Origin of the sequence: Pseudomonas sp. RL_105y_Pfl2_101 (assembly GCF_963970585.1) — a bacterium.
Lineage (GTDB): Bacteria > Pseudomonadota > Gammaproteobacteria > Pseudomonadales > Pseudomonadaceae > Aquipseudomonas.
Genome location: NZ_CAXAPG010000039.1, coordinates 23298 through 45787, shown reverse-complemented (window position 1 = coordinate 45787; position 22490 = coordinate 23298). Strand labels below are relative to the sequence as shown.

At 60.9% G+C, this 22490-nt stretch carries 19 protein-coding genes and 1 pseudogene; 9 read left to right on the top strand and 11 right to left on the bottom strand.

The genetic code is table 11. The features are described 5' to 3' along the window. The 6 genes from AACY31_RS25845 to AACY31_RS25820 all read left to right on the top strand — a co-directional run. Positions 1–297, top strand: a 297-nt coding sequence (locus AACY31_RS25845) for a hypothetical protein (protein WP_339505310.1), incomplete at its 5' end; no start/stop codon positions are given. Between the two features lie 137 nt (positions 298–434). Then, complete coding sequence (locus tag AACY31_RS25840; protein WP_024616528.1) at positions 435–1103, top strand: GntR family transcriptional regulator; 669 nt, start codon at positions 435–437, stop codon at positions 1101–1103. 78 nt (positions 1104–1181) lie between these two features. Further along, positions 1182–1988 (top strand): ABC transporter substrate-binding protein, encoded by an 807-nt coding sequence (locus tag AACY31_RS25835; protein WP_339483021.1) that lies wholly within the window; start codon positions 1182–1184, stop codon positions 1986–1988. Positions 1989–2000: 12 nt separating this feature from the next. After that, on the top strand, positions 2001–2777 hold the full coding sequence (locus tag AACY31_RS25830; protein WP_339505307.1) for an amino acid ABC transporter permease: 777 nt from the start codon (positions 2001–2003) through the stop codon (positions 2775–2777). Positions 2778–2779: 2 nt separating this feature from the next. Continuing rightward, entirely contained in the window at positions 2780–3559 is a 780-nt protein-coding gene (locus tag AACY31_RS25825) for an amino acid ABC transporter ATP-binding protein (RefSeq protein WP_339483025.1), read from the top strand. 42 nt (positions 3560–3601) lie between these two features. Next, the gene (locus tag AACY31_RS25820; protein ID WP_339483027.1) at positions 3602–5212 is read left to right on the top strand and encodes a gamma-glutamyltransferase family protein; all 1611 of its coding nucleotides are present in this window, start codon (positions 3602–3604) and stop codon (positions 5210–5212) included. A 9-nt stretch (positions 5213–5221) separates the two neighbouring features. Here the strand turns inward: AACY31_RS25820 and AACY31_RS25815 are convergent. From AACY31_RS25815 to AACY31_RS25785, 7 genes and pseudogenes are all read right to left on the bottom strand, one after another. Then, a pseudogene (locus AACY31_RS25815) lies at positions 5222–5464 on the bottom strand (zinc-binding dehydrogenase); the annotation flags it as partial. A gap of 93 nt (positions 5465–5557) precedes the next feature. Next, positions 5558–6550, bottom strand: coding sequence for a LacI family DNA-binding transcriptional regulator (locus tag AACY31_RS25810; protein ID WP_339492711.1), 993 nt, complete (start codon positions 6548–6550; stop codon positions 5558–5560). 75 nt (positions 6551–6625) lie between these two features. Then, the gene (locus AACY31_RS25805) at positions 6626–8128 is read right to left on the bottom strand and encodes a glycoside hydrolase family 32 protein (protein WP_339483030.1); all 1503 of its coding nucleotides are present in this window, start codon (positions 8126–8128) and stop codon (positions 6626–6628) included. Next, positions 8125–9270, bottom strand: coding sequence for an ABC transporter ATP-binding protein (locus AACY31_RS25800; protein ID WP_339483031.1), 1146 nt, complete (start codon positions 9268–9270; stop codon positions 8125–8127). The genes AACY31_RS25805 and AACY31_RS25800 overlap by 4 nt, the downstream gene beginning before the upstream one ends. Positions 9271–9301: 31 nt before the next feature. After that, a complete protein-coding gene (locus AACY31_RS25795; RefSeq protein WP_339483032.1) occupies positions 9302–10144 on the bottom strand; it encodes a carbohydrate ABC transporter permease in 843 nt (280 codons plus the stop codon). Continuing rightward, a complete protein-coding gene (locus tag AACY31_RS25790; RefSeq protein ID WP_339483033.1) occupies positions 10141–11106 on the bottom strand; it encodes a carbohydrate ABC transporter permease in 966 nt (321 codons plus the stop codon). Before AACY31_RS25790 ends, AACY31_RS25795 begins: the two co-directional genes overlap by 4 nt. 21 nt (positions 11107–11127) lie before the next feature. Continuing rightward, positions 11128–12402, bottom strand: coding sequence for an ABC transporter substrate-binding protein (locus AACY31_RS25785; RefSeq protein WP_339483034.1), 1275 nt, complete (start codon positions 12400–12402; stop codon positions 11128–11130). Between the two features lie 170 nt (positions 12403–12572). On the opposite strand from AACY31_RS25785, the gene AACY31_RS25780 reads away from it, so the two are divergent. Further along, positions 12573–14129: a carbohydrate porin gene (locus AACY31_RS25780; protein ID WP_339492710.1), complete on the top strand. Its 1557-nt coding sequence runs from the start codon at positions 12573–12575 to the stop codon at positions 14127–14129. Positions 14130–14308: 179 nt separating this feature from the next. Next, entirely contained in the window at positions 14309–15937 is a 1629-nt protein-coding gene (gene treA / locus AACY31_RS25775; RefSeq protein ID WP_339505305.1) for an alpha,alpha-trehalase TreA, read from the top strand. 140 nt (positions 15938–16077) lie between these two features. Here the strand turns inward: treA and AACY31_RS25770 are convergent, their stop codons facing one another. Further along, positions 16078–17031: a GGDEF domain-containing protein gene (locus AACY31_RS25770; RefSeq protein WP_339483037.1), complete on the bottom strand. Its 954-nt coding sequence runs from the start codon at positions 17029–17031 to the stop codon at positions 16078–16080. A gap of 3 nt (positions 17032–17034) precedes the next feature. Continuing rightward, entirely contained in the window at positions 17035–18045 is a 1011-nt protein-coding gene (locus AACY31_RS25765) for a response regulator (protein WP_339483038.1), read from the bottom strand. 354 nt (positions 18046–18399) lie between these two features. Here AACY31_RS25765 and AACY31_RS25760 point away from each other — a divergent pair, with 354 nt between their 5' ends. Continuing rightward, positions 18400–20772, top strand: a complete 2373-nt coding sequence (locus tag AACY31_RS25760) for a bifunctional diguanylate cyclase/phosphodiesterase (RefSeq protein WP_339483039.1) — start codon at positions 18400–18402, stop codon at positions 20770–20772. Between the two features lie 10 nt (positions 20773–20782). On the opposite strand, the gene AACY31_RS25755 is transcribed toward AACY31_RS25760, so the two are convergent. Both AACY31_RS25755 and AACY31_RS25750 read right to left on the bottom strand, forming a co-directional pair. Further along, positions 20783–21220 (bottom strand): phosphate ABC transporter substrate-binding protein, encoded by a 438-nt coding sequence (locus tag AACY31_RS25755; protein ID WP_339483040.1) that lies wholly within the window; start codon positions 21218–21220, stop codon positions 20783–20785. 11 nt (positions 21221–21231) lie between these two features. Then, positions 21232–22470, bottom strand: a complete 1239-nt coding sequence (locus AACY31_RS25750; RefSeq protein ID WP_339483041.1) for a porin — start codon at positions 22468–22470, stop codon at positions 21232–21234. Between the last annotated feature and the right edge of the window lie 20 nt (positions 22471–22490).

The window sequence follows — 22490 nt, the reverse complement described above, 5'->3', positions numbered from 1 at the left end:
GGCAGGCATGACTTCCCTTGGTGCCTGCGTCTTTGCGCAGGGATTGGTTTTTCAAGGGTGGTCAGCGTGAATCAGCTCAAAGGATGGTTCCATCTTTTCGCATCGGGTTCGGCGACGTTTGGGACGCGTCCTATAGGGGAAGGGCGCAATTTCTTAGGAAACGGCCCACACGACGCAAAAATGTCGCTATTAATCCAACAAGCCTTAAGTGAACGGCATTGCGGTGTTACCGAAGCGCCATCCCGCACCCATAAAAGGCAGCCGCTGAGCTGTTTGGTAGCACACCAGGGCGGCTAAGGGCTTAAGCCTGGCAGTCGTTCTCCTCGATTAATTCCTTCAAATCAATCCCTTGCACGATCATGCGTGAGCCTGGCACGCATTCTGCTTTTTTGAATTCATGGATAATTGGATACAAAAATGCAGAAGGTGCTGCCATGCAATTTGCCCCGACTTACGTTGAACGCCCACCGATGACTGCCGAGGAGGAGGCCTACAACTTCCTGCTCGATGCGATTTGTGGCGGTCGGTTACGCAAGGGCGACCGGCTGATTGCCGAGGACATCGCCAACGAGATCGGCATGAGCCGGATGCCGGTGCGCGAAGCCTTTCGCCGTCTGGATGCCCAGGGCCTGGTGACCCTGCGACCCAATCGCGGGGCGATTGTCAGCGGCCTGGACATCGATGAGTTGCACGAAGTCTTCGAGATGCGCAGCGCCCTGGAAGGCCTGGCCGTCCGTGTCGCGACAGCACGAATTGGCGAACGCCAACTGGCTGCCTTGGAGCGACTGCTGGACGAGATGGACGATTACCGCGAGGAAAGCGCCGAGTGGGTCAGCCGCCATCGCGCGTTCCATGAATACCTGTGCAGCCTCAGCGGTCGCCCGCGATTGCTCAAGCAGATCAGCGCGCTCTATTCCCTGATCGAAGCGCCCATGCGCCTGTGGTTGCAGCACGTGGAAAAGCCCCTGAGTGCGCGCCAGGAGCACATGCTGATTCTCGACGCCCTGCGTGCGGGCGATGCCGACAAGGCCGAGGCGGTGGTGCGTGCGCACATCGAAGGCACCGTTCCTGAATTGATCGAGTTCCTGCAATCGAAAAAATAACGAGAGCAGGGGATTAGAACCCTGCCCGTGTTTTGACTTTGAGTACTGCCGTCATTTACTGAACTGGAGTGTCTGGTCATGCATAAGCCTCGCCTGTTGGTTGCCGCTTTATCCTTGGGTTTCTGTGCGCAGTGGGCGGTTGCCGCGCCCGTTGTCCCGGAGCGTTTGCTCAAGGTCGATAAACTCGTCTACTGCTCGGGCATGGATTCGCCGCCGCTGGTGTCCTTTGATGAGGCGCAGAAACCCAAGGGACTGACCGTGGACCTGGGCCTGGAGATCGCCAAGCGCCTGGGCGACAAGAAGGTGGAATGGCGGGTCATTCCCTTTTCCGGATTGCTCCCCGCGTTGTTGGCCCGACAATGCGACATGATCGTCGACCAGCTGTTTGACAAGCCCGAGCGCCGCGAGGTGATCGACATCGTCAACTACATGTATTCCAGCCAGGCGGTGGTGGTGCCCAAGGGCAATCCGAAGGGGCTCAAGACGCTGTCGGACCTTTCCGGACACAAGGTCGCGGTGCTCAACGGTTCCACCATCAAGACCCTGCTCGACACCGAGAACGAAACCCTGGCCAAGGCCGGCAAGCCGCCTATGAAACTGGTGGTCTATAACACCGACACCGATGCCTTCCAGGCCTTGCGCATCAGCCAGGTCGATGCCTATGGCACCACCGTGGAAACCGCCGGTTATTACGCCGCCATGGCACCCGATCTGTTCGAGGAAGGCGTGCCGGCCTTCAGCCGGATTCTCACCGGCCTGGGCATTCGCAAGGACGATCCGCAACTGACGGCTGCCGTGCAGCAGGTCATCGGCGATATGCGCAGCGATGGCAGCTACAGCCAACTGCTTGGCAAATGGCATGTCGCCAGTGACACGCTTGATTGAGGTGAACCGTCGATGGGTTTCAATTGGGATGTGTTCTGGCAGTACTTGTTGCAGCCCAGTGGGGTGTACCTCACCGGGCTCTGGCTGACTTGCCTGATCAGTGTGCTGGCGATGTTGCTGGGCTGTGTCCTCGGGCTGACCGCCGCGCTGCTGCGGTTGTCGAGCAACCCCTTGCTGCATGTGCCGGTGCGTTTTTACGTGTGGCTGATGCGCGGTACGCCGCTGCTGGTGCAGATCGTCTTTCTCTACACCGCACTGGCCGCTGGCGGGATTTTCCGCTTCGAAGACATCGACCTGTTCGGTCTGGTGATCCCCGGCAATATCCAGGCGGCGATCATTGCCCTGGGCCTCAACGAGGGTGCCTACATGGCCGAGATCATCCGCGCGGGCATCGGTGCGGTGGACAAGGGCCAATACGAGGCCGGGCGCTCGCTGGGCATGACCTTCGCCAAACTGATGCGCCGCATTGTCTTGCCCCAGGCGTTCCGGGTCATCGTTCCGCCGCTGGGCAACGAGTTCAACGTGATGCTCAAGAACACCACGCTGGTCAGCGTGATCGGCGTACAGGAATTGCTGCTCAGTACCCAGATGGTCACGTCGGCGACGTTCCGGGTGTTCGAACTGTATCTGGTGGTGGCGATCTACTTCCTGTTGCTGACCACGTTGTGGGGCTTTTTCCAGCGCTGGCTGGAGGCTCGCTTCGGTCAGTCGGACCGGCCCTCGTCACCGCCGCCGGCTTCGACGCGGATGTTCGGTCGTAGCACCCTGAACCTGCTGAGGGGACGTTAACCATGGCGCAAAAAAGCGAAGAGCTGATTATCGAGGCACTGGATGTCCACAAGTCTTTCGGCGAGCTGCAGATCCTCAAAGGCATCTGCCTGCAAGTGCGGCGCGGCGAAGTGGTGGTGCTGATCGGTGCTTCGGGCTCCGGCAAGACCACCTTCATCCGCTGCATCAACTTGCTGGAGGACATCCAGGGCGGGCGCATCCGCGTCAATGGCCGGGCCATGGGCTATCGCGAGCGGGCCGATGGCAGCCTGGTGCGTGAGTCCGAGCGCAACATCGCCCGACAGCGGCGGGACATCGGCATGGTCTTCCAGCGTTTCAACCTGTTCCCCCACATGACGGCCCTGGAAAACATCATCGAGGCGCCGATCCAGGTGCTTGGCGTGACTCGCACCGCAGCGTTGGAGCAGGCCCGCGGCCTGCTGGAGCGGGTCGGCCTGGCGGACAAGGCCGATCACTACCCGTCGATGCTCTCTGGCGGCCAGCAACAGCGGGTGGCGATTGCCCGGGCCCTGGCCATGAAACCCCTGGCCATGCTGTTCGACGAACCCACCAGCGCCCTCGACCCGGAGACTGTCGGCGAGGTGTTGCAAGTGATGAAGGAGTTGGCCGAGGAGGGGATGACCATGGTCGTGGTGACCCATGAAATGGGCTTTGCCCGGGAAGTGGCCGACCGTGTGGTGGTCCTGGACCAGGGCGAACTCATCGAGCAAGGGCCGCCGGAGCAGATTTTCTGTCACCCCATTCATCCTCGTACCCGGGCTTTTCTCAGTCGCGTGTTATGACTTTTCCCGGCCACTGAATTCCTGTATCGAAGAGCCTTCACCATGCTGAAATTTTCTGCCCACGAATATCCTTATCCGTCGCAACGCCAAAGCGTTTTCGCCCGTCGAGGCATGGTCGCCGCGTCCCAGCCCCTGGCTGCCCAGGCGGGCATCGAGATCATGCAAAAGGGTGGCAATGCCATCGACGCCGCCATCGCCACGGCAGCCGCACTGACCGTGGTCGAACCCACCGGCTGTGGCATTGGCGGTGACGCCTTTGCGCTGGTCTGGTGCAAGGGCCAGTTGCACGGCCTCAACGGCAACGGCCATGCACCGGCTGCCTTGAGTATCGAGGCGGTCAAGGCCGCCGGCCACGAGCAGATGCCGCTCTATGGCTGGACACCGGTGACCGTCCCGGGCTGCCCGTCGGCCTGGGCCGAATTGTCCCGACGCTTTGGCAAGCTGCCCTTTGCCGAGCTGCTGCAACCGGCCATCAGCCTGGCGCGGGACGGTTTTGCGCTGTCGCCGGTGGTAGCCCATCAATGGCAGGGCGCGATGAACGAGTTCACGCCCCATCGTGATGCCGTCCTGGAGGCCTGGTTCGCTACCTTTCTGATCGACGGCCGGGCACCACGGGCCGGGGAGGTTTTTCGCAACCCGGCTCAGGCGCGCACCCTCCAGGAGTTGGCCGACACCCGCTGCGAGAGCCTGTATCGCGGTGCGTTGGCCGAGCGCCTGGACGCCCACTCCCGGGCCAGCGGCGGCTATCTGCGGGCCTCGGACCTCAAGGATTATCGCGCCCAGTGGGTGGACCCCATCCACGTCAATTACCGAGGCGTGGATGTCTGGGAAATCCCGCCGAGCGGGCAGGGCCTGGTGGCCTTGATGGCTTTGAAGATATTGGAAGGCTTCGACTTCGATCACCGTGACAGCCAACAGACCTGGCATCGCCAACTGGAAGCGATGAAGTTGGCCTACAGCGACGGCCTGCACTACATCACCGATCCTTTGCACATGCGCGTGGCGGTGGCTGACCTGCTCAGCGATGACTACAGTGCCCACCGTCGTCGGCAGATCGGCGAACAGGCCCAACCGCCTGCGCCCGGCAACCCCCACGCCAGCGGCACGGTGTACCTGGCGACCGCGGATGGGGAGGGCAATATGGTCTCGTTCATCCAGAGCAACTACCACGGGTTTGGCTCCGGCGTGGTGCTGCCCGACAGCGGTATAGCTTTGCAGAATCGTGGGCAGGAATTCAGCCTTGATCCGACCCACGTCAACGGCCTGGCCCCGGGCAAGAAGACCTTCCATACCATCATTCCCGGTTTCCTCACCCGCAATGGCGAGGCCCTTGGCCCGTTCGGCGTGATGGGCGGCTACATGCAGCCCCAGGGGCATGTGCAGATGGTCATGAACCTGGTGGATTTCGGCCTGAACCCGCAAGCGGCGCTGGATGCACCGCGCTGGCAATGGCTGGGGGCGATGAAGGTCGGGATCGAGCACGGGGCCTCACGGGACCTGGCCAATGCCCTGGCGCGACGGGGGCATGAGGTTCAGATCGCCAGCGACCTGACCGACTATGGCCGCGGCCAGATCATCCTGCGCGACCCGGTCAGTGGTGTGCTGTGCGGTGGGACCGAACCCCGGGCGGATTCGCATATTGCTGTGTGGTGATGAACGGTTTTACTCAGCGGCCATTCCTGAGTGAATCTTGATGACGACCTTGCCCTTGGACCGTCCTTGTTCTACGTAGCCCAGGACATCGGCCGTGGCGTCGAAGGGAAAGGATCGGTCAAGTACCGGCTTGATGCTGCCGGACTCGACGAGCGTGGTGATCTCGCGCAGTTGAGGACCACTGACACGCATGAACACGAAGGCGTAGCTGACACCTTTTCGGCGGGCCTTTCGGCGTATACCGCGGCTCATCGAAAACACGCTGGCCGCGCTCGGATCATCGCGGCGCTGCCGCCGCCGCCGGCCAAGCAGCCTTGAGGGCGGGGGGGCGGATGCCGATTGGCGTTATAGCGACGCCCTGACCACCAACGGGCAATCCACCGGCTGGGTGCCCGATACCTCGAGGTTCTCGATCAGGTGACGGGCCGCCTGGCGTCCGATCTCGTAGTACGGCAGTTGTACCGTGGTCAGTGGAGGGACGAACAGTTCGGCGATGCCGATCATATTGTCATAGCCGAGCACCGCGACATCGCCGGGAATTTTCAGGCCGCGCCCCAACAACAGCTGATAGGCGCAAAAGGCGATGCGATCGTTGCCGCAGACCAGGATGTCGAATTGCGGACGGCCATCAACGATGTGTCGGTCGAGAATGGCGGCGGTTTCGCTATAGGCGTCGTGATCGGAAAGGTCGTACTGCAGCAGTGCTTCAGGTGCCAGCCCGACGGCCTCACAGGCGCGTTTCAGGCCTTGTTGGCGCAGGCTCCAGGCAAGACTCTTCCTGGGCAAATTGATACACAGCGGGCGTCGGTAGCCTTGGCTCAACGCCTGCTGCATGGCTCGATGCTGCCCGGCTTCATCATCCGGCACATAACTGACCAGGCGGCTGTCATCGGCCAGGCAGTTGGCGAGCACCAGCGGTTTACTCTTGAGTCGCTCGGGAATGCTCACCTGGCGCAATCCCATGGCACTGAAGATCAGCCCGTCGGGGCGGTGCGACAGCATCAGGTCGATGTTCTGGTCGGTGGGCGGGTTGCTCAACAGGTTGAGGATGAAGACGTTCCAGCCTGCCTGCTGCGCGGTCTGTTCGATGGACAGCAGCAACTCGACGGCGAACGGCGTGGTCGCGGTGTCCAGTGCGAAGACACCGATGGTGCGCGCCTGCAGGTTGTCGCCGCGCATTCTGCGCGCCGACAGGCTCGGTACGAATTGCAGTTCCTCAATGGCGTGACGTACCCGCTGAAGGGTTTCGGGGCTCAGTTTTTCCGGCGTGTTGAGCGCGCGCGAAACCGTCATCAGGGATACGCCGGCCAGTTGTGCAACGTCTTTCACGGAAGTCATGCGAAGTGCGGCCAGTCAGGTTGACGCAGAATCATGACACAGGCCCTGGGCTTCTCGCGACTCGAATGACGGTACTCACAGCCAGCCCGAGTCCAGCGGCCACGCCTTGGGAATGGCGACGCACCCGCCAGTGCCGTTTGCCAACAGCTTCACCCCGAGGCTGTCGGGCCGCGGATAGAGGCGGCTGCTGAAGCTGAAGCGGCCGTTTTCCTCAAACACCTCGATGGACGAGCGATCGAGAAATACCCGCAGGTGCAGTTGCGTTTGCGTCGGTTCGATCGACACGCTGCGTTGACCGCTCACTTGCGCACCCGAGCGGCTGCGATCGAGTACCAGGCGTTGCAGTGACGCGTCGTAATAAAGCAGGGTTTGTTCCTGCTCATCGGCACTGCAGCGCAAGGCGATGCCCAGGTGGCCTTCGGTGCAGCCGAGCAGATCCAGATGCACATGAATTTCCAGCCTGTCGCCATTCACTTGCGGCACCCAGCGGCTGCCCGACTCGCCCCACGGTGCGATGCTCGGCAGCGGCGCCTGGCGCAGCGCGGTCAGTTCCCGTGCCGGAAACACGCCCAGGCGATCGCCCTGCAGTTGCAGCTCGCGGGGCAAGCCGAGCATGCCGCACCAGTGATGGGGCTGGCTCGGCATCGGGCTTTCCCACATGTCCAGCCAGGCCCACACCAGGCGCCGACCATCGGCGGCCTCCAACGTTTGCGCGGCATAGAAATCGTGACCGTTGTCCAGTTCGATGAACGGCCCGCCGGTGAAGTGCCATTCGCTGTCGAGCCGGCCAATGCGATAACCGGTCTGGTACTTGTTGAGGCGTTCGTAACCTTCGGGCTGCATGCCCTGGGGGGAGTACAGCAGCACGTCACGCCCGTTGAGGCGAAACAGGTCCGGGCATTCCCACATGTAGCCATCGCCCTCATTACCGCTGGACACGTAGTTGAGGAACTCCCAGGTGTGCAGGTCGGTGGAGCGGTAAAGCGGCAGCAGCGGTTTGTCGCCCAGGCGGGCGCCGGCAATCAGGTACCAATAGCCGTCCTCCTGCCAGACCTTGGGGTCGCGAAAGTGCATGATCGTTTCTTGCGGCGCGTCCTCGATGACGGCGCCATGCTTGACGAACCGGATGCCGTCGTCACTGGTGGCCAGGCATTGGACCTGGCGGATAAAGCGCTCGTCACCCACTTCTCCCAGCCAGGTATGCCCGGTGTAGATCAGCGCCAGGGTGTCGCCACACACCACCGCGCTACCGGAAAAACAACCGTGACGGTCGAAGTCATCGCCTGGCGCCAGGGCCAGGGGCAGATGCTGCCAATGGACCAGGTCGGTGCTCTTGGCGTGGCCCCAATACATCGGCCCCCATTTGGCATCGAAAGGGTGGTGCTGGTAGAACACGTGATATTCGCCACGGAAAAACACCACCCCGTTAGGGTCGTTCATCCAGCCCGCGACAGGTGCCAGGTGATAGTCAGGTCGATAGTCGTCGATGACGCGAGGCTGACCTTCACTCAGCGCCTGTTGCGCACGTTCAAGGGGGGAGAGCATGGGGGCGTTCATGGCATTCACAGACACAGTCATAGGGCGCCTGCTTTAGGCGAGCGCTGCGGGACGTCCTCCGGGAGGACTTCAATAACAGCAGGATGGCGTCTCAAGGCCGTGCCATCGGCATCGAACAGGTGCAGGCTGCCGAACGCCAGTTGCAGTTCAACCCGATCGCCCACGTGCCATCCGGCGTTGACCTCGCAGCGACAGATCAAGGGTTCATCCTCGCCTGATTCCAGGTGCACGTAGGTTTCGCTGCCCAGGTATTCGACCCCGACCACGACGACCCCAGCGCTGCCTTGCGCCGCTTTGAGCGACACGTGTTCCGGGCGAATCCCCAGGGTCAGTGGGCTGTTCGCCGCCAGGTGGGCGCTGTCGAAGGGCAGGGGCGTCATGCCCAATAAAGGGCTGTCGATCTGGCTGGTTTCGCCAGGGGTATGCAGGCGTGCCGGCAGAAAGTTCATCTTGGGCGAGCCGAGGAAACCGGCGACAAAGCGGCTGGCCGGGTGCTCATAGAGTTCGCGCGGCGAGCCGACCTGCTCGATGCGGCCGCCATTGAGCACGACAATCTTGTCGGCCAGGGTCATCGCTTCAACCTGGTCGTGGGTCACGTAGATCATGGTCGAGCCCAGTCGCCCATGCAGCCGGGCGATTTCGTTGCGCATCTGCACGCGCAGTGAGGCGTCGAGGTTGGACAGCGGCTCGTCGAACAACAGGATGTCCGGTTCCCGCGCCATGGCCCGACCCATGGCCACCCGCTGGCGCTGTCCACCCGACAGTTCCCGTGGCTTGCGCTGCAGCAGCTTATCCAGCTGCAGGATTTGCGCGGTTTTCAGCACCCGCTCGCGCAGGCTGGTCTTTTCGGTCTTGGCCAGTTTGAGGCCGAAGCTGATGTTGTCGTAGACGCTCATGTGCGGGTACAGCGCATAGGACTGAAACACCATGCCAACGCCACGCTCACGTGGTTCCAGGTCATTGACCCGGCGTCCGTCGATCAGCAGGTCTCCGCCACAGATCGAATCCAGTCCGGCGATCAGCCGCAGCAAGGTCGATTTTCCGCAACCCGAAGGGCCGACGAAAACCACGAATTCACCTGCCGAGATCTCCAGGCTGACGTCGCGAAGAATGCGTGCGCCGCCCAATTGTTTGTTCACGTTGTCCAGCTTCAACTTGATCACGATGCTGTTCCTTTCTTGTTTGTGTTGGGCCTCAACCCTTTAACGCACCGGCAGTGAGGCCGGAAACGATGCGGCGCTGGAAGATCAGCACCAGAATCACCAATGGGACGGTGACCAGCACCGACGCCGCCATCAACAAACCCCAAGGCAGTTCATGGGGGCTGCCGCCGGAAATCAGCGCGATGGCGACCGGGACCGTGCGTTGCGAGTCGGTCAGGGTGAAGGTCAGGGCAAACAGGAACTCGTTCCAGGCGGCGATGAAGGCCAAAAGGCCCGTGGTGACCAGTGCCGGCCAGAGCAGCGGCAGCAGCACGCGGGTCAGCGTGACCCAGGGTGACGCACCGTCCATGATCGCGGCCTCTTCCAGCTCATGAGGCAGTTGCCCCATAAAGGTGGTCAGCACCCAGACGGTGAAGGGCAGGGTGAAAATCGTGTAGCTCAGGATCAACGCCCAAGACGAGTTGTACAGGCCCAGGGCACGGATCACTTCGAACAATCCCGACAGCACCGCGACTTGTGGAAACATCGAGACGCCCAGGACCATCATCAACACCACGCCGCGTCCGCGAAACTTCACGCGGCCCAGGGCATAGGCGGCGGTCAGGCTGAGGAACAACGCCAGCGCGACCACGCTCAGCGCAACCACCAGCGAGTTGCCGATGGCCCGCAGGAACGAGGCCTGGCTCAGCACAGCGGCATAGTTGGAGAAGTCGGGGTTGTCGATCCAGTAGCTCACCTGGAACAAGGCGCTGGACGGCTTCAGCGACGTTACGATGGCGTAGTAGAACGGGAAGACCGCATACAGCAGCAAGATCCCGATCAGGCACCAGAAGCCGAGACGCAGCAGGGTTTTTTTCAGCAGGCGCGGGCTCATGAGCGGACCTCCAGTTGACGGCGGCCGAGGTACAGGTAAGCCATGGCGATTACCGCCACGACCAGAAACAGCAAGGTCGAAGCAGCGCTGCCATAACCGACGTCCTGGAATTCCACCAGGTGCTGGCGGGCATAGACCGACATGCTCATGGTGCTGGATGAGTTCGAGGTCAACACATAGATGACGTCGAACACCCGCAAGGAATCGAGAATGCGAAAGATCGCCGCCACCAGCAATGCCGGCATCAGCAGCGGCAGCGTGACCCACCAGAACACTTTCACTGGGTGAATGCCATCGACCCTGGCGGCTTCGTAGCAGTCGCTGGGCAACATCTGCAAGGCCGCCAGCATCAGCAGCGTGACGAAAGGCACGGTCTTCCAGACGTCGACGATGATCACTGCCCACATCGACAGGTCCGCATCGGCTGTCCAGGCCAGGGGCGCATCGATCAGGCCGAGGCTCAGCATCAGGTGATTGATGATGCCGAACTGGTCGTTGAGCATCCATGACCAGATTTTCGCCGAGACGATGGTCGGGATCGCCCATGGGATCAGGATCAACGCCCGCACCAAGGCGCGTCCGGTGAACTTGACGTTCAGCAGCAAGGCCACGAGCAGCCCCAGTACGATTTCCAAACCGACCGACACCACGGTGAAATGCAAGGTGTTGCGTACCGCATTCCACCACTGTGGATCGACCAGAATGCCCGACCAGCCGGCGCTGCTGTGGAACAGATAGTTGCTCAAGCCGACAAAGGTTGCATCGCCCGTGTCGGCCAGGCTGGCGTCGGTCAGGCTGAACCAGAATGTGCGCAGCAGCGGCCAGGCGGCCACCAGGGCCAGGCACAGTAACATCGGGCTCAGGAACAGCCACGCGGCGCGAACGCGACGGCGTTGTACCGGCGTTTCCCGGGTGAGCAGGAGCTCGTCGTCGCCGGGGGCGAGCGTAGTGGAGACAGACATGGTGATTTCCTTCCTTGTGGCTTACCAGTTCCGGCGTTTGATGCGCGTGAGTTCGCTTTCCAGTTCGGCCAGCGCCTGATCGACCGGCCGTTCACCCGCCAGCACGCCATGCACTTGATCGAAGAACGCATTGGAGACCCGTGGATAGCGGTCGGCGGTGATTGACGCGGGGCGCATGACCCCATCGTTGAGGATGCTGCGCAGTTGGCTGTAGTAAGGCATGGCCGCGAGCAACTCGGGATCCTGGTACAGCGACTCGATCACCGGGTTATAGGCGCCAACCAAGGCGCGGTGTTTCTGCTGTTGAGCGCTGCTCAGGTAGCTCACCAGTTCTGCGGCGAGCTTGGGGTTGGCGCTGTAGCGCGACACCGCCAGGCCCCAGCCGCCGAGAGTGGACGCATGGGTGCCCGTCGCGCCGCCGCGGGGCAGGGGCGCAACGCCGACCTTGTCTTTCACCGCGCTGTCCTGGCTCTGCACCAGGGCCCAGACATAAGGCCAGTTACGCATGAACAGCGCATTGCCTGACTGGAAGACGCCGCGTCCTTCTTCCTCGGTGTAATTGAGTACGCCACGGGGGGCGATGTCTCCCACCCAGCTTTTGGCCAAGGTCAACGCCGTTCTTGAGGCCTGGCTGTTGACCACGATGTCACCTTGCGCATTGACCAGCCCGCCTTGCGGCTGGCTGCTGATCCACTCCAGTGCGTTACACGTCAGGCCTTCGTAGGCGCGCCCCTGGAATACATAACCCCAAGCATTGGCGTTCCCGGCATCGCGCTCGGCCTGTTGGACAGTCCTGGCGGTAGCGGTCATTTCTTCCCAGGTCTGGGGCACGGGCTTGTTGTACTTATCGAGCAGGTCCTTGCGGTAATACAGCAACCCCGAGTCGGTGAACCACGGCATGGTCACCAGGCGCCCGTTCACCGTGGCGTTGTCCACCTGGGCCTGGAAGTAACCCTGGGTCGCGTTGGCAGGAAGTACCTCGCGCAGGTCCATCAAGTGCCTGGCCAGCATTCCCGGCCACACCATATCGATCTGGATGATGTCGATGTCGCTGGATTGCGCACTGAGGATCTGCTGGTAGAACGACAGCCGCTCGGTCGCCGAGTTAGGCGTGGAAACCACTTCGACGCTGTTGCCGGTCTGCTTCGACCACGCCTCGACGGCCTCCTTGCATAGCTGCAACTCAGCGCCCACGGCGCCGCAGGAAATCGTCAGGTTGGCGGCTGTGGAGAGGGACGGAAACCCGACGCAAAGGCCGAGCAGTGCCGCTGGAAGGAGCGATTTTAGCTGTTTCATAAAGCCCTCTTTATTTTTGTTTTTAGAAAAGTTAACGTTAACATCGCCAAATGTAGCAGTGTATTTGCGATGAGGCATCCTTTTTTTCCTTAGGTTTGACAATCCAGAACTTGGGCGAAAAAGGCCGGTCGTGGCAACAGAACAATAAAAACAAAACAGGGAAAAATCACATGCAAAAAGCATCAAGCTGGCTATTCGCAAGCGTGCTCGGCGCCTCGGCGGCCACTTCTCAGGCCGCAACTCTGGAAGAGCGCATGGCCGCGTTCGAGGCCCGTGCCAGCGCAGCGGAGAAACGTGCCGCCGCCGCCGAACAACAAACCCAGGCACTCGCCAGGGAATTGCAGCAACTCAAACTCGCCACGCCCGCCATGCAACCGGTGGTGTCCGCTGCTACGGTCCCCACGCTCGATGCTCGCCTGGCAAAACTCGAAGCCAGCCAGCAAAGCACGGAGAAGCAGGGCAGTGGTGCACACCTTACCGACGGCTTCAGCTTCAAGGGCTACGCCCGCTCCGGGTTGCTGATCAATGATGGGTTGGGCGGTGGTCGTGGCGGTCCGTACACGACACCGGCGGGTTCTGTGGGGGGCGCTGTCGGGCGACTCGGCAACGAGGACGACACCTACATGCGCATCGACCTGTCGAAAGAGATGTACGCGCAGAACGGCACGCGCTCCAAGTTCACGGTTTCCATCGCCGATGGTGTGGAAAGTACCAACGATTGGACCGCCGATGAAAGCAACCTGAACGTACGCCAGGTGTTTACCGAACTCGATCACCTGGCAGCATTCAAGGGCAACCCGATGTTCGAAAATTCTACCCTGTGGGCCGGCAAGCGCTTCGACAGGGACAATTTCGACATCCACTGGCTGGACTCTGACGTCGTCTATCTGGCCGGCACCGGCGGTGGCATCTACGATGTGCAGATGAACAAGAACTGGCGCTCGAACTACTCACTGATCGGTCGCAACTACGGGGACTTCAGCGAGGGTGGCGTCAATGCCGATGTGGAAAGCTACATCCTGACGTCCAACCAGTTTTTCGACGGTGGCCAGTGGCAGTGGATGTTCAACGCCATCGGCTCGAAGAAAAACGACTTTAGCACCCGTTCCAATGAAGCGGGGCTGACGCCGGCCGATTCCGGCTTGCACAGCATGGTTGCCAATCACCAGAAGACCTTTTTCGGCCGCGAAGGCTTCTTCAAGACGGCGCTGCTTTATGGTCAGGGGTTGGGGGCTGAGGTCAAGAACATTGGCGCGGATGGCGAACTGATCGACGAGGCTCGTGCCCTGCGTCTGGCGCTCTACGGCGAGACCCCTATAGCGTCCGGCTGGCGCATTGGCCCCAGCCTGCTGGCTGAGCAAAGCAAGGATCGCTACGTCAAGGGCGACGACTACCGTTGGATGACCCTGAACGTGCGGTTGGCCAACGAAATCAACAGCAATTTCGAGATGGCCTACGAGATGAGCTGGCAAACCATGCAGCTGGACCCCAAGGGCTATCTGCAACGCAATGCGGTCGACGGTAACTTCTGGAAGTTCACGGTCGCCCCGACCTTCAAGCCCGACCTGGGCGATCTGCTCACGCGTCCTGAGCTACGCCTGTTCGCCAGCGTCATGAACTGGTCATCGGACTTGGACAGGTACAGCACCACGGACTCCTTCGGCAAGACTGACTTTAACGCCGGCGGTGTCTGGCAGTACGGCATCCAGATGGAAACCTGGTTCTGATGCCAGTCAGTTGAAACCTGTGGGCGCTTGCTCGCGATAGCGGTGGATCAGCCTGGATAGGTGTTGGATGCGCTGCCGTCATCGCGAACCCTTGGGCTTATCGACGCTCATTTAATGAACCCAGGTCCATCCCGGCAGGTCACTCGTTTGTCAGGAACGAAAACAGGATGGACCCTCTGATGCGACCTATTGACCTCGCCAGCCTCTCCTTTACCACGCTGCTGTGCGTGGCATGTTCAAGTCAACCGCCCGCTACATGGAGCTACGCAGACGCCCAAGGACGGGCCAATCTCCCCCCCGACCAGGCCTATCCCGAGCTCTTTGAAGCGGTGCAACGCAAGCAGGTGTTCACTGACCAGAAGCATTTCGTGGACGCACTGCCCAACCGTGATCCAGCGCAGATCCGCGCTGATTACCTGGCCCGTCGTAACGGCGATGGCTTCGATATCAAGGCCTTCGTGAAAGACAACTTCATCGACTCCGGCGAAGCCGAAAGCCCGGCACCCAAGCCCGGCGTTCCGATCAAGGAACACATCGATAGCCTCTGGCCGGTGTTAAGTCGATCCTACCGCCAGGTGCCGGCCTACAGCAGTTTGTTGCCCTTGCCACAGCCCTACGTAGTACCAGGCGGACGCTTTCGCGAGATGTACTACTGGGATTCGTATTTCACCATGCTGGGGCTCGAGAAAAGCGGTGATAAGGCGCAGGTCCGCCAGATGATCGACAACTTTGCCTACATGATCGACACCTACGGTCACATTCCCAACGGCAATCGCACCTACTACCTGACCCGATCGCAGCCGCCGTTCTTTGCTTATATGGTGGCGTTGCAGGCGCGTATCGAAGGTGATCAGGCTTATGGGCGATACCTGCCACAGTTGCAGAAAGAATATGCCTACTGGATGGAAGGCGCCCAGGCGCTCCAGCCCGGCACGGCCGCCCGGCACGTGGTCAAGTTCGCCGATGGCAGTGTTCTGAACCGCTATTGGGATGCCAGTCCGACGCCTCGACAGGAGTCCTGGCTGCAAGATGTCAAGACCGCCGAGCAGGCGCCGGACCGACCCAAGCAGGACGTTTGGCGTGACTTGCGCGCTGGTGCCGAAAGCGGCTGGGACTTTAGCTCTCGCTGGTTGGACGATAGCCAGAGCCTGGCGACCATACGCACCACATCCATTGTGCCAGTGGACCTCAACAGCCTGATTTACCATCTCGAGCAAACCATCGCCAAAGCCTGCGAGACCATTGAGAACGCGCCATGCGTCCAGGCTTACAGCCGGCGCGCGGAGCGGCGCCAGCGGGCCATCGAGCAACGCTTGTGGAATGCCGACAGGGGGGTCTACGTGGATTACGATTGGCAACGCAACCAGCAACGCCAGCAGCTTACCGCCGCTACGCTTTTCCCGCTGTATACGGGCTTGGCCTCCGTCGAGCATGCCCATCGCACTGCCGATGCGGTACGCGACGGCCTGTTGCGTCCTGGGGGCATCGCCACCACCCAGGTCAGTAATGGCCAACAGTGGGATGAGCCCAATGGCTGGGCACCGTTGCAATGGATCGCGGTGGAAGGGCTGGACCGCTACCGGCACACTGCCTTGGCCCAGCAAATTGGCAGTCGCTTTCAGCAGCAAGTCGAAAACCTCTACCGCAAGGAAAACAAGCTGGTGGAGAAATACGACCTGTCCGGGCGCGGCGCCGGCGGGGGAGGTGGCGAATATGAATTGCAGGATGGCTTCGGCTGGACAAACGGGGTGACGCTAAAGCTGCTGGGCAAATATGGTGAAGCTTCCCCAAGGCTTGTTGGTGAGTGAGTGGCAGATCCAATGTGGGAGCGAGCCTGCTCGCGACCTTCAATGCTGCAGAACCACCGGTATCGCGAGCAAGCACACTCCCACAGGGGATGTGTGGTTGGCATCAAGCCTCATCATCACCTCAGAGCCAAGTGGGCTCGCTATTCATGGAGCGTCACCCGGTTGCGCCCGGTCTTCTTCGACGTATACAGCGCCTGGTCCGCCCTGGCGATCAGATCGGTGTGGCTGTTCGAGGGTTGGCTCAGGTCGGCCACGCCCAGGCTGATGGTAAAACGGATGTGCTGGTCGTTGTACACCACCTCCAGCGCCTCCACGGAGTGCCGCATGCGTTCGGCAAAAGTGAGCGCACCGCTGCTGTCGGTATCCGAAAGCACTACGCCAAACTCTTCACCGCCATACCGCCCGACCACATCGGAGTCGCGTGCATGCTCGCGTAGCAGTCGGGCGACGTGTTCGATGACCTTGTCGCCGGCCTGGTGACCGTAGGTGTCGTTGACCCGCTTGAAGTGGTCGATGTCGAGCATCACCAGACTCAACGCGTTGCCGTAGCGCTGATGCCGGGCATAGGCGGCTTTCAGGTTGCCCTCCCAGTGACCGCGGTTGTACAACCCCGTCAGTCGATCGGTGCTGGAGAGTTGTTGCAGCTGTGCATTGGCGGTCTGGAGCTGATGCCGGTTGGTGGCGACATCGGTGACGTCATAGATCACCAGGCAGATATGCTTGATGGTGTTGTCGGGCGAGCGCAGTGGCAGCAGCGTGGTGTTCTGGTACATGAAGGCTTCCTGGCCGGTGATTGGCTGGTAGCTCTTGAACCGAATCAGGTACGGGCGCTGTTCCCAGACCGTGAACGCCGGCGTGCCCAGGGTCGCGACACTTTCCACCTTGCGGCTGAACCATTGGCGATCGATTTCAGGGAACAGACTGAAAAAATGCTGATTGTGGGCATCCTTGGGCTGCACCCCGGAGCGGTTCTCCATGAAGGTGTTCCAGACCTGCACACGGTACTCGCGGTCGAGCACCACAACACCGACGTCGATGCTCTGAACGATGGCCAGCAACCAGTGAAATTCGTTCAGATCGATGGAGTCGGTCATGGCTCAGCTCATCAGGTAGGCGAGTTTGTGGGTCAACCGTTCGATGGAGTCTTCCGTGAACAGCAGCAACAGGTCGAAGCGAATATCGTGTCCTTCCAGGCTGTAGCTGATTTCCACCGCGAGGGTCTTTTTCCAATGCTTGCGGTTGACCTGGATCAGCTCTTCGATGGCCGCGTGTTGGCCGAGAATCTGCGGATGGCCCTGGGAAAACACCACATCGATCTGTTCGGCAATGCTGCTCAGGCACGCACCGATCAAGACGCTGGAAAGGTCCAGCAACATTTCCAGGTCCGAATAGTCGGCGCTCTCGCGCTGCATCAATTGCGCGATGTCGGCGATTTCCGAGTCATGGAATATCAGCAGGGCCTCGCCGGCGATTCCGCTGCCGATGAACCCCTGGCAAATCGCCGTGAGCTGCTGGGAGCTGCCGACGTCGTTGAGCGTCATATGCAGCTCCCCGACCTCGAGGATGTTCACGTTCGGCACCGGCAACTGCACAAAGACCCCCAATACCTTGGCGATCAGGGCCGCCGCCCGGCCGATGGCGACGTTGACTGTCTCGCGGAATACATCATGAAAGCTGATGGCCGCGTTCGTGGCAGAACGATTCTGCAGTGGCACCTGGTCGGATTGGGCCAGTAGCCCCACTCGGATGAGGGTCTGGCGCAGTTCGTTTTCGTCGAAAGGTTTTTTCAGGAACGCCAGCGCGCCCAGCTCAAGCACGCGGCGCACCGCCTCGTCCTGGACGTCACCGGAAATCACGATGACTTGCGCCTTCAATCCCTCGGCGTGCAAGGCGCTCAACACCTGGTAGCCATCCATCTCCGGCATGGTCAGGTCGAGCAGCACCACTTGCCCCAGGCCTTGGCGTATGGCGTCCATGGCCTGGCGCCCGTTGGCCGCCTCGGTGACCGAAACCGGCCAGTCTGTCGGCAGCGCGCGCAACACCTGTTTGCGCGCCATGTTGGAGTCGTCACACACAACCAGGGGAATCAACGACACAGGGGCATCCATTGGCGTTCAATGGCAGGGGAGGTCCTAGGTACATCATTCATAGGCTGGTAGGGGCCCTTTGATTAACGAACGGGATTTATCAGGCATTGCGTCCTGCATGAGAGACCAGCAGGGTACCGTTGTATTAAAAACTGGACCAATAAGTCAGGGGCGTCAACTGCACTTTGTCATGACAACCGCCGCAAGGCCACGGTCGGCGTGTCGATTGGCAGTGGCAGGCAGCGTTTGTGGTCTATAGTTTTCTGCAGGTCCGGAACCCTTCTGTGGCGGCGATCAGGAACCACGGACGCCTCGCAGCGTTGCCGCGTCGGATATCCGCAGGCCGTCAGCAGTGAACAATGCAGGGAGCACACCATGGCGATCCAACGGGCGAGTGTCTTGATGTCGGCCCAGGATGTCGCCCAGCCTGAAAACACCCTGTCCGATGCGACGAGCAATCTGTTTCGGCGCCGCTTCGACCAGGCCAAGGAAGCCTACATTCTGTTCCCGCTGCTGACGGTTCTCCTGCTGTCGGTCATCTGGGCGGGCACCTTGTACCTGATCAAGGTCGAACAGGCCCGCGCGCAGCAGGGCATCGCCGAGGTGAGCCTGGAAATCGGCGCCACCTACGAGGCGCAGATCCTGCGGGCGGTGCGTGAAATCGACCAGACCCTCAAGCTCGTCAAGTACACCTACGAGTCCGGACGCGAGACAAACCCGCTGCCCAAGCTCAAGGCACGTGCCTTGCTGCCTTCACCTTATTTGTTTGACGTCAGCGTGGTCGATTCCAGTGGTCTGGTCGTCGCTAGCACCCAGTCGAGCGAGGTCGGAAACCGGATCGCCAAGGATGAGCTGCAAACGGTGGGGCGTGACACTGTACTGTCGATCAGCCGCCTGTGGAAAAGCCCGGTGACGGGGGAGTGGAAGTTGCGTTTCAGCCGGCGGCTTGACGCCGGGGATGGCGCGTTCGCCGGGATCGCCATGGTCGAAGTCGACGCGGCCTATTTCGTCAGCAGTTATGACGCCTCCAAGCTTGGCAATCACGGCTTGCTCGGCCTGCTGGGCATCGACGGTGTCTTTCGGGCACGCCGCAGTGGGGAGGCGATATCGGCCGGCGACAAGGTCAATTATGCCGCCGTGGTGCCGGACACCGAAAACACGGAAGCCGTACGCTCGATCAATGGATTGGACGGTGTGCGGCGCTACATTAGCGCCCGTCAGCTCTACGATTTTCCGTTGGCGGTGATTGTTGGCTTATCCGAGGAAGAACAACTGGCCGTGGTGAAGCAGCAAGCGCGTACCTATCTCTGGCGGGCCGCGGGCGGTAGCCTGTTGCTGGTGTTGTTGGCGGGGCTGCTCGCCCGGATGAGCTGGCAACTGGTGCAAAGCCGCTTGCGCGCTGGCGAAGCGAAAATTGCCTACGCTGAAAATGTCGAGTATCTGGCCTATCACGACGGCCTTACGGCATTGCCCAATCGCAGCCAATTCAGCAAGCTGTTGAGCCAGAGCATCAGCCAGGCAAGCCGTTATCATCGGCAACTGGCGGTACTGTTCCTTGACCTCGACCGCTTCAAGCAAGTCAACGATACGCTTGGGCACGATGCCGGCGATCAGTTGCTCAAGGAGGTTGCGCTGCGACTCAAGGCGTGTCTGCGCATCAGCGATACGGTGGCCCGATTGGGCGGTGACGAATTCGTGATCCTGCTGCCGGAGCTGTCCGATGACAAGGACGTGGCAACCACTGCTCAGAAAATCCTTGGCGCCATTGCCCGGCCCTTCAACCTCCAGGGCCAGGAGTTCCGGGTGACCGCCAGTGTCGGCATCAGTGTGTTTCCACAGGATGGCCTGGACGAGCAGACACTCAAGAAAAACGCCGATATCGCGATGTACCAGGCCAAGCAATGCGGCAAGAACAACTTCCAGTTCTACTCCGCGAAGCTGAACGCGGACTCACTGGAACGGTTGACGCTGGAGCTGAGCTTGCGCCACGCGCTGGAGCGCCACGAGTTCCAGCTTCACTACCAGGCCAAGCGAGATATCGGCAGTGGCCGCATTACTGGCATGGAAGCGCTCCTGCGCTGGAATCATCCGGACCTGGGTATCGTGGCACCGATGCAATTCATCCCCGTCGCGGAAGAGACCGGTTTGATCGTGCCGATCGGCAAGTGGGTACTCAAGACTGCCTGCCAGCAAAACGTGGCCTGGCAGCAACAGGGGTTGTCGCGGCTGGGAGTTGCCGTGAACCTCACGGCACGGCAGTTTGCCGATGAGAACCTGCTCACGGACCTGGCTGAGATATTGGCCGAAACCGGTATGGATGCGCGTCTGCTGGAGCTGGAAATCGCCGAGAGCCTGCTCATGCAGGACGTCAAAAGAGCGTTGAGTGTGTTGACCGGGCTCAAACACCTGAAGGTCCGCATCGCCATCGATGATTTCGGCATTGGCTATTCTTCGCTCTCTGCCCTCGAGCAGTTTCCGCTCGACGTCATCAAGATCGACCGCTCGTGTATCTGCGATACCAGCAGTGGGTCGGAAGACAAAGCCTTGACCGAGGCCATTATCGCCATGGGCAGGACCCTCAGCCTGACCGTGGTGGCCCAAGGCGTGGAAACCAAGGCGCAGGCCGATTTCCTGCGCGACAATGCCTGCGACGAATTCCAGGGTTTTTACTTCAACAAACCGGTTCCTGCCGATCAGTTCAAGGTGTTGCTGCAAGCCCAGGCGGCTGACACGGATCCTGATACGTAAAGGCCCGTGCTTATTGCGGGTCAAGCGGCAGCACCCTGACGCTGCCGTCCACCGCCCGGGCATCGATATAGCCAATGGTGCCGGGGTTCTCTGCAACACGCTTCTTGACCTGCGCGCCGCTTGAAACAGCCTGGGGCGGTTGGCCTCTGCCGGTAAAGATGATTTTCGACCAGTGCGCCTTGAGCTGGGATGCGGACTTGCCTGTGAACGTTATGTAGAACTCGTCGCGGGTCGGCGAATCTTCCGTTAGGTCGATGGGAATTGCCTGTCCGCCGTCGGGGAAACGACTGGTCTTGCCCAGGAAAATATCCGCCACCTGATTGGGCGCGAGCGCTTTCACCGGGCTGGACGTGGCGACGACCACGACCACCTCGGCCTTGACGGCAGCGCTGGCTGCGCACAGGGCGAGCCCCGCTACGGCGAATCCGATGAGCCTCACAAACCCCATGGCCTGCTCCATCAGAATACAAAATCGACAGCTAGGCTGATGACGTTGAGCGAGCCCCCCGACGTGAAGTCCGGTTGGGGGTTGATCAACGGACCGACCGAGTTGCCCTTGAAACGTGTGTGATCGTATTGCAATTTGGCGTCCATGTTCTTGGTGAAATCCCAGCGCACGCCAAGGGAAAGGGTCTGTTGGCCTTCATTTGAGCCCAGGACAGAGTTGAGCGCACCGTTGAGCTGCTCGGCAACCCCCGCCAGGGCGGGCGGCAAGGCCGATGTCGTCAAACCCGGGCTGGAGACTTCTGTTTCGGTCCTGGACCGAGCGTAGGTGACATAGGGGGTGAACGCTGCAACGCGGTACCCGCCGCTGATGTACCAGCCACTGGTCCTGCCCAGGCCGGAACGGCTATCTAGACGCCCCCATTCGCTCATGACGAACCAATCGCCCGGATCATAGCTGGCGCCTACTCCAAAGAATTCGACGGGCGTGTCATCGGAGTCGTAGCGATCGGCGATGGCGATGCCTTCGGCACCGAACTCCCTGAACGTATCGAAGAGTGAATTGAACGGCTCCAGGGTCAGGTCGGCTTTCATGAAGGTGATGCGCGTGGTCAGCACGCCGAACTCAGTGGTGTTGGTGACCCCCCAGAAATTCCTCGTCAGTACCTTGCCGGCGCCGTCAGCCTGACGGGTGTCGTTCTGGCCGTAGTGCGCCTGCACTGTATTGGTGATTTCATCGACGCGAAACCGGTAGCTGCCATCGATGCCGTCGCTGCTGGAAATCGGCATCAGGCTGTAGACCTCCATGGGCGCACGCACCCAGGGTAGGGTGTAGCCCACTTTTCGAGTGTCGGAGACCAGGAAAGTCGGCAATACGGTACGGCCAATGCGGGCGTTGAAGTCCGGCGTGAACTGGTACTTGATGTTGGCCCACTCGACAAAGGGGCGGTAGCTGTTGTCGTAGCGCTGCTCTGAAATGACCTGCACCACGGCCGACAGCTGCGGGGTGAACGTGGCGGTCAGTTGGGCACCGATCAGGCTGTCGACGTCGGCGCTCCAGTTGCGTGAGTGACCTGCGCCGTTGGGTTTGAAGATACTGGAGGTGAAGTCGGCTTTTTTCTGGCTGGAGTGAACGATCCCCACCGTGCCGAAGCTGCTCAACGAGAACATCGACGTATCGGCTGTGTCGGCGCTGGCCCCTCCGGCGTACAGCGTTACGACGGCCAGGGCCAGTGTATTGGGTCTTGTCGCCATAGGGTCAACGAGACCTCGTT

Excerpts from the sequence above, each read along its gene's own strand:
- AACY31_RS25835 (WP_339483021.1), top strand. The coding sequence starts at position 1,182 with ATGCATAAGCCTCGCCTGTTGGTTGCCGCTTTATCCTTGGGTTTCTGT.
- AACY31_RS25755 (WP_339483040.1), bottom strand. The coding sequence starts at position 21,220 with ATGGGGTTTGTGAGGCTCATCGGATTCGCCGTAGCGGGGCTCGCCCTG.
- AACY31_RS25760 (WP_339483039.1), top strand. The coding sequence starts at position 18,400 with ATGGCGATCCAACGGGCGAGTGTCTTGATGTCGGCCCAGGATGTCGCC.
- AACY31_RS25805 (WP_339483030.1), bottom strand. The coding sequence starts at position 8,128 with ATGACTGTGTCTGTGAATGCCATGAACGCCCCCATGCTCTCCCCCCTT.
- AACY31_RS25785 (WP_339483034.1), bottom strand. The coding sequence starts at position 12,402 with ATGAAACAGCTAAAATCGCTCCTTCCAGCGGCACTGCTCGGCCTTTGC.
- AACY31_RS25825 (WP_339483025.1), top strand. The coding sequence starts at position 2,780 with ATGGCGCAAAAAAGCGAAGAGCTGATTATCGAGGCACTGGATGTCCAC.
- AACY31_RS25830 (WP_339505307.1), top strand. The coding sequence starts at position 2,001 with ATGGGTTTCAATTGGGATGTGTTCTGGCAGTACTTGTTGCAGCCCAGT.
- AACY31_RS25750 (WP_339483041.1), bottom strand. The coding sequence starts at position 22,470 with ATGGCGACAAGACCCAATACACTGGCCCTGGCCGTCGTAACGCTGTAC.
- AACY31_RS25820 (WP_339483027.1), top strand. The coding sequence starts at position 3,602 with ATGCTGAAATTTTCTGCCCACGAATATCCTTATCCGTCGCAACGCCAA.
- AACY31_RS25770 (WP_339483037.1), bottom strand. The coding sequence starts at position 17,031 with ATGACCGACTCCATCGATCTGAACGAATTTCACTGGTTGCTGGCCATC.
- AACY31_RS25780 (WP_339492710.1), top strand. The coding sequence starts at position 12,573 with ATGCAAAAAGCATCAAGCTGGCTATTCGCAAGCGTGCTCGGCGCCTCG.
- AACY31_RS25840 (WP_024616528.1), top strand. The coding sequence starts at position 435 with ATGCAATTTGCCCCGACTTACGTTGAACGCCCACCGATGACTGCCGAG.
- AACY31_RS25765 (WP_339483038.1), bottom strand. The coding sequence starts at position 18,045 with ATGGATGCCCCTGTGTCGTTGATTCCCCTGGTTGTGTGTGACGACTCC.
- AACY31_RS25790 (WP_339483033.1), bottom strand. The coding sequence starts at position 11,106 with ATGTCTGTCTCCACTACGCTCGCCCCCGGCGACGACGAGCTCCTGCTC.
- AACY31_RS25795 (WP_339483032.1), bottom strand. The coding sequence starts at position 10,144 with ATGAGCCCGCGCCTGCTGAAAAAAACCCTGCTGCGTCTCGGCTTCTGG.
- treA (WP_339505305.1), top strand. The coding sequence starts at position 14,309 with ATGCGACCTATTGACCTCGCCAGCCTCTCCTTTACCACGCTGCTGTGC.
- AACY31_RS25810 (WP_339492711.1), bottom strand. The coding sequence starts at position 6,550 with ATGACTTCCGTGAAAGACGTTGCACAACTGGCCGGCGTATCCCTGATG.